We start from the raw sequence: 6,136 nt of genomic DNA, 5'->3' as shown, positions 1-6,136 counted from the left end.
CGAGGTCCTTGCGGAGCTGGGCGTACGGGTTGTCCACGCCGTTGCGGTGGTTTTTCGCGGCGATGCTGCCCAGGACGTCACCCAGCTTCCCTGAACCCGGTTGTCCCGAACCGCTGCCATAGCGTTTGTCGTAGTGCTTGGCGACGTCGGCAAACAGGCCCGTGAATCCCGTGGTGGAGGTCTGGCCGGCCATGTCATAGTCAGCGCCGAGCAGGGCCGCACCCACGACGTCGGCACCGGCATGGGTCATCTTTTCGGCGCCGATCACCAGCACGGTCTTCGCGGTACCTGCCAGGAGGGACTTGGTCCCCTGTTGGAAAGCTGCTGAACCGGAAGCGCAGGCGTTTTCCACCCGGGTGGCAGGAACGTAGGCCAACTGGTCCGAGACCTGCAGTGCGAGCGAGGACGGGAAGGCCAGCGGCATCATGCCGGAGTTGAATTGGCCGAGGTAGATTTCGTCGATCTGGCCGGGCTCGATCCCGGCATTGTTGATGGCGTCGGTGGCCACCTGGACGATCAGCGATTCGAGGGTCTCGTCCGTGAGTTTGCCGAACCGGCTGTGTCCCCAGCCGGTGAGCAGGACGTCCTTGCCGAACTGTTCGCGCAGGCTCATGCTGTGGCTCCTTCCAGGGCGGTAGCGGTCTCATCCAGGGCGACCGTGAACGCAGCCTCGGTCTTCCCTCGGATCTCCTCCACGGTGACCCCGGGGGCCAGGCGCGTCAGCGTCAGCTGCCGCCCGCCGTCGTCCGTTGTGGGCAGGTCAAAAACGGCGAGGTCGCTGATGATCCGGTCCACGCAGCTCAGGCCGGTGAGCGGCAGCGTGCATTCGGTGACGATCTTGGCGGTGCCGTCCTTGGCGTTGTGTTCGGTCAGCACCACCACCCGGGGTGTGCCGGCTACGAGGTCCATGGCGCCGCCCATGCCCTTGACCATCTTGCCGGGGATGGTCCAGTTGGCGAGGTCGCCGCTGCCGGAAACCTGCATGGCGCCGAGGATGGCCACCTTGACGTGGCCGCCACGGATCATGCCGAAAGACGTGGCGGAGTCGAAGATGCTGCCGCCGTCGAGCACGGTGACTGTCTGCTTTCCGGCGTTGATGAGGTCCGCGTCTTCCTCGCCGTCGTACGGAAAGGGGCCCATACCCAGCAGGCCGTTTTCGCTCTGCAGGACCACGCGGACGCCGTCGGGCAGGTTGTTGGCCACCAGCGTGGGGATGCCGATGCCGAGGTTGACGTAGTCGCCGTCGTTCAGTTCTTCAGCTGCGATGGCAGCCATTTCATCCCTGGTCCAGGCCATGGGGTTCTCCTTAGGTTCTTGAGGTTTGGGGGAGTGGCGGTGGCTAGGCGGGAACGGGTTCCGAAGTGCGCGGGCGGACGGTGCGCTGTTCGATGTCCTTGATCCGGCTGCTTGCCTGGACCAGCCGCTGGACGAAAACGCCCGGTGTGACGATGTGGTTCGGATCCAGGGCGCCCGGCTCCACAAGGACTTCGGCCTCAGCAATGGTGACCGCGCCTGCGGTTGCCACCACCGGGTTGAAGTTCCTTGCCGTGTAGCGGTAGATGAGGTTCCCGTCGGTGTCCGCCGTGTGCGCGTGAACGAGCGCGACGTCGGCCCTGATGGCGCGCTCCTGCACATACGTTTCGCCGTCGAACTCGGCCAGCGGCTTGCCTTCGGCCACGAGCGTACCGACGCCGGTCTTGGTGTAGAACGCCGGGATGCCGGCGCCGCCGGCGCGGAGGCGTTCGGCAAGGGTGCCCTGCGGAGTGAACTCGACGTCGAGTTTTCCGGCGAGGTACTGCTCGGCGAAGAGTTTGTTCTCGCCCACGTAGGACGCGATGACCTTACGGACCTGCCCGGCCTCGATCAGGACACCGAGGCCCTTGCCGTCCACGCCCATGTTGTTGGAGACAACTGTCAGGTCCCTGACGCCGGAATCGCGGACGGCCTCGATCAGGTCCGCCGGGATGCCGCTGAGGCCGAAACCGCCGACGGCGAGCGTCATGCCGTCCCGGAGTACGTCCGCCAAGGCAATGGCGGCATCGGATTTCAGTTTGGACATTGACGTCTCCTCGTTGAGCGTAGCGGTTCCTGCAATGACTGTCCCTGCACGATCCACTTTGTGGACTAAGGGCCTGACTTGGGAGCGTACGGGGCCGCATGACGGCCTGTCAAGGCTGGATATTCGCCGAAAAGACGCCATTTCTACACTGTGGACGATACACTCAGAGGTATCCACAATGTGGATAATTTGAGTGGATTGAGGAGTGGGATGAAGCAACTTCCCGTGCAGGGCGCCCAGGTTGTCAGCCGCATCGCCGGACTGCTGCGCATCGTCGGGCGCAGCGCTGACGGCTCTTCCTTGGTCGAGCTGGTGCGGGAGTCGGGCCTCACCCGGCCAACTGTCCACAGGCTCCTGAGTTCGCTGGCGTCCGAGGGGCTGCTGGACCACGACGCCCGCACCGGCAATTGGGTCCTGGGGCCGGAAATCCTGCTGATGGGATCGGTGGCTTCTGCCCGGTTTCCGCTGGAGGACATTGCCCGGCCCAGCCTGCGCAGACTGGCTGAGGAGACCGGCGAAAGTGCGTTCTTCTCCATTCGCCGCGGTTCAGAGACCGTGTGCCTGCTGCGCGAGGAAGGCAGCTTCCCCGTCAGGTCCTTTGTGCTCCATGAAGGAGTCCGTTTTCCGCTGGGTGTCGCCTCGGCGGGAACAGCGATCATGGCGTTCCTCCCCGGGGACGAGCAGGAACAGCTGCTGGCACATTGGGACGAGCACGCAGGGCCGTTCGCAGCGGCGCACACGGTGGACGTCGTCCGTGCCAACCTCGCCCGGACCCGCCAGGCGGGCTATGCGGTGAATCCCGGCCTTGTACTGGAGGGCAGTTGGGGGATGGGGGCCGCCGTTTTCGACCAGGCAGGCAGGCCTGCCTGGGCGCTGTCCCTGACCGGCATTGAACCCCGCTTCCGCGCCGAACGGCAGGAGGTCCTGGGCAGGCTGCTGATGGAGGAGGCCCACCGGATCACGGTGCAGCTGGGGCCCGGCAAAGACCTGTTGTGAAGCCCGGGGGCTGGTCCTACCCTTGCGGTAGGTCCGGACGCCGATGGCGCAGGCAGGGGCGCCGGCAAGGGAGTTGGCAGTAAGGGAGCAGGAATGAGCACCAGGATCTACTTCACCGAATACGGCGAGCCCACCGTGCTGCAGGTAGGCCCCGAGGAACTGCCTCCTCCCGGTTCGGGACAGGTCAGGGTGGAATTCCGGGCCGTGGGTGTCAATCCCTTTGACTGGAGCCTCGTGGCCGGTTTCCTCAAGGATGCCGCGCCCCTGGAATTCCCCTCCGTCCCCGGCAGCGAGGCGGCAGGCGTGGTGACTGAGGTGGGGCCCGCCTTCGAGGGTTTGCCGTTGGTGATGAAGTGATCTGGAGCGGCTTTACAGGCGCCTACCGGACCGCGGCGGTGGTGCCTGCGGAACAACTCACTCCCGTCCCGGTGGGGGTCAGCCTCGAGCAGGCGGCCTGCATCCCGGTTGCCGGAGGAACAGCCTATTCGGCGCTGAAGCAGCTCAAGGTGGCCCCCGCTGACGTTGTCCTGATCCACGCGGCCGCCGGTGGCGTGGGGTCCGCCGCCGTCCAGATCGCCCAGGCTCTCGGAGCCGGCGTGATCGGTACCGCCTCGGAGGACAACCAGGACTATCTGAGGGAGCTGGGGGCGTTTCCGGTGGTTTATGGGCCCGGGTTGGCTGAACGTGTCAGGGCCGCCGCTGAAGAAACGGGGCCGGTCACTGCCGTGCTGGACGCAGTGGGCACCGAGGAGTCCGTCGCGGCAACCATGGAACTGCTTCCGGACCGCAGCCGGGCCGTGACAACGGTGCCTGACCGGCAGTCACAGGAAGCCGGGATTGCCAAAGTCCGGCTGGAGGACGGGCGGGTGTGGGAAGCAGCCGCCCTCGCAGCCGAAGGACTCCTGACCTTCACCATTTCCCAGCGTTTCCCGCTGATTGAAGCCGCAGAGGCGTTGGAGGCCAGCCGTACCGGCCACGTCCGCGGAAAGATCGTGCTTTTCCCGTAGGGCTACTGCTTCCACCACGTGTCGAAGATCGTGACAGGGACGGTGCGCTTGTGCCGGGTCCGCAGGTACTTTTCCTCGATCTTTTCGGCCACATCATCGGAGACCTCGCGGCCCTCGAGGTAATCGTCGATCTGGTCATAGCTGAGGCCCAGCTCGTCCTCGTCGGTGCGTCCGGGCCTGTCATCCAGGAGGTCGGCCGTGGGAACCTTGTCCCACACACGGGCGGGGGCGCCCAGCTCGGCCAGCAGGGCGCGGTTCTGCCGCTTGTTCAGGCCGAAGAGGGGCAGGATGTCAGCGCCGCCGTCGCCGAATTTCGTAAAGAAGCCGGTGACGGACTCTGCGCCGTGATCCGTACCGATCACCAGGTAGTTGTGTTCGCCTGCCAGCGCGTACTGGGCGATCATCCGGGTGCGGGCCTTGGTGTTTCCCTTGTGGAAATCTGAAATTTCGGAGCCGACGGTCTTCTCGAATTCGTCCTCGAAACCGTCCACGGCAGCGGAGATGTTGAAGGTCCATTCGGTCTTGGCCCGGACGAAGTCCAGGGCCGCCTGTGCGTCGTCCTCGTCATGCTGCACACCGTAGGGGAGGCGGACGGCAACAAAGTTGGCCTCCACGCCGTCGGCTTCCAGCTCCTCCACCGCAAGCTGGGCGAGGCGGCCCGCCAGGGATGAGTCCAGTCCGCCGGAAATCCCCAGGACAAAGCCCTTTGTATGGGTCGCCTTCAGGTATTCCTTGAGGAAATCAACGCGCTTGCGGACCTCCCCGGCGGGATCGATCCGGGGCTGAACGCCCATTTCTTCAATAATGGTGGCTTGGAGTTCGCGCATGTGACCCAGCCTAGCCAGCAGTGTCAACAGCCCTCAACTGTGTCTCACCGGCCCCGTGGAGCCACGGACCGTGAGGTGCGTGGGCATCAGGGAACGGCTCCGGTTGCCCCCACCGGCAAGCGGGTTGAGCTGGGCGAGCAGCATCGATACCGCCACCCTGCCGGCCTGTTCGATCGGGGATGCCATGGTGGTCAGCGGGGGATTGCAGAAATCGGCGCCGAAAATGTCGTCGCAGCCCACAACACTCATATCTTCCGGAACCCGGATTCCGCGCTCCCGCAGGCGCTGCAGCATGCCGATGGCAATGAGGTCGTTGAAGGCGATGCACGCTGTGACACCGGAATGCACTGCCGCGTCAGCCGCGGCGGCGCCCGATTGTGTTTTCGGCGCGAACGGCCCGAGCCGCCGCACGTCCACGCCGCGATCCTCCGCGGCAGCGGCCAAGGCGTTCCAGCGCAGCGTACTGGACTGGGACGTGAGCGGGCCGGCCATGTACGCGATGCGCGTATGACCCAGGGAAACCAGATGGTCCAGGGCCTGGCTGGTGGCCGACGGCGTATCGATGACGACGGCGGGTACCCCGACGACGTCGCGGTTGATCGTGACGATGGGTACTTTCGCCGCGGCCGCCAGCAGTGCCTCATCGCTGAGCCTGGAGGCAGTGACGATGATTCCGTCCGCACTCTTGCGCAGCTGCTCCATGCTGCTTGCTTCCACCTCGTCCGATTCCTCGGTATCCACGAGGAGTTGGGTGTAGCCCGCCGCCTTGAGCTGCAGCTGGGTGCCCCTGATGAGGTCAAAGTAGAACGGGTTGGTAATGTCCGGCACCAGGACACCAACCGCGCCGGTGCGGCCCGAACTCAGGGCTTTGGCCTGGTTGTTTGGCGTGTAGTTCAGCTCGGCCGCCGCAGCCTCAATGCGTGCGCGGGTGCGGATGTTGACCCGCGCCGGTGTGGACAGGGCGCGGGAAACAGTGGACGCGGCCACTCCGCACATGGCAGCGATGTCGTGGATGGTGGCAGGACGGTCAGTTCCGGCTGCTTGCATCGCCATGGCGTTCCTCTCTGAACGGGATGACATGGGGTACTGTGACCGTTGCCACAGCCCCGTAAGTCCTAGATTGCCACATTATGTCAACATTTGGCAATCGGTTGTCATTGGGAAATAGGGTGTCTAGACTTATTGAAGAACTTGTGTGAACCGAATCACCCCGCGCGCCGGAGCGGCAATTAGGCTGTCCCGTCGCG

The 6,136-nt window shown here is 65.0% G+C and carries 7 protein-coding genes and 1 pseudogene; 3 read left to right on the top strand and 5 right to left on the bottom strand.

Annotated features, from left to right (window positions below; translation table 11 throughout):
• From DBR22_RS21100 to DBR22_RS21090, 3 genes and pseudogenes are all read right to left on the bottom strand, one after another.
• Window positions 1-613, bottom strand: a pseudogene (locus DBR22_RS21100) (thiolase domain-containing protein); the annotation flags it as partial.
• Complete coding sequence (locus tag DBR22_RS21095; RefSeq protein WP_108600597.1) at window positions 610-1,296, bottom strand: 3-oxoacid CoA-transferase subunit B; 687 nt, start codon at window positions 1,294-1,296, stop codon at window positions 610-612. The pseudogene DBR22_RS21100 and the gene DBR22_RS21095, both read right to left, overlap by 4 nt.
• Window positions 1,297-1,339: 43 nt before the next feature.
• Window positions 1,340-2,059 carry a CoA transferase subunit A gene (locus tag DBR22_RS21090; RefSeq protein ID WP_108600596.1) on the bottom strand — a complete coding sequence of 240 codons (720 nt, stop codon included), beginning with the start codon at window positions 2,057-2,059 and terminating at the stop codon, window positions 1,340-1,342.
• A 210-nt stretch (window positions 2,060-2,269) separates the two neighbouring features.
• Here DBR22_RS21090 and DBR22_RS21085 point away from each other — a divergent pair, with 210 nt between their 5' ends.
• The 3 genes from DBR22_RS21085 (at window position 2,270) to DBR22_RS21080 (ending at window position 4,062) form a co-directional block, all read left to right on the top strand.
• Entirely contained in the window at window positions 2,270-3,055 is a 786-nt protein-coding gene (locus tag DBR22_RS21085) for an IclR family transcriptional regulator (RefSeq protein WP_108600595.1), read from the top strand.
• A 93-nt stretch (window positions 3,056-3,148) separates the two neighbouring features.
• The gene (locus DBR22_RS24915; RefSeq protein WP_258229357.1) at window positions 3,149-3,412 is read left to right on the top strand and encodes an alcohol dehydrogenase catalytic domain-containing protein; all 264 of its coding nucleotides are present in this window, start codon (window positions 3,149-3,151) and stop codon (window positions 3,410-3,412) included.
• Window positions 3,409-4,062 carry a zinc-binding dehydrogenase gene (locus DBR22_RS21080; protein ID WP_258229356.1) on the top strand — a complete coding sequence of 218 codons (654 nt, stop codon included), beginning with the start codon at window positions 3,409-3,411 and terminating at the stop codon, window positions 4,060-4,062. Before DBR22_RS24915 ends, DBR22_RS21080 begins: the two co-directional genes overlap by 4 nt.
• A 2-nt stretch (window positions 4,063-4,064) precedes the next feature.
• Here DBR22_RS21080 and nadE read toward each other — a convergent pair whose 3' ends face one another.
• Both nadE and DBR22_RS21070 read right to left on the bottom strand, forming a co-directional pair.
• Window positions 4,065-4,889: an ammonia-dependent NAD(+) synthetase gene (gene nadE / locus DBR22_RS21075; protein WP_108600594.1), complete on the bottom strand. Its 825-nt coding sequence runs from the start codon at window positions 4,887-4,889 to the stop codon at window positions 4,065-4,067.
• A gap of 33 nt (window positions 4,890-4,922) precedes the next feature.
• Window positions 4,923-5,936, bottom strand: coding sequence for a LacI family DNA-binding transcriptional regulator (locus DBR22_RS21070; protein ID WP_108600600.1), 1,014 nt, complete (start codon window positions 5,934-5,936; stop codon window positions 4,923-4,925).
• Window positions 5,937-6,136: the final 200 nt, after the last annotated feature.

This window comes from Arthrobacter sp. HMWF013 (assembly GCF_003061105.1).
Classification (GTDB): Bacteria; Actinomycetota; Actinomycetes; order Actinomycetales; family Micrococcaceae; genus Arthrobacter.
This window is presented reverse-complemented; position numbering and strand designations above follow the sequence as displayed.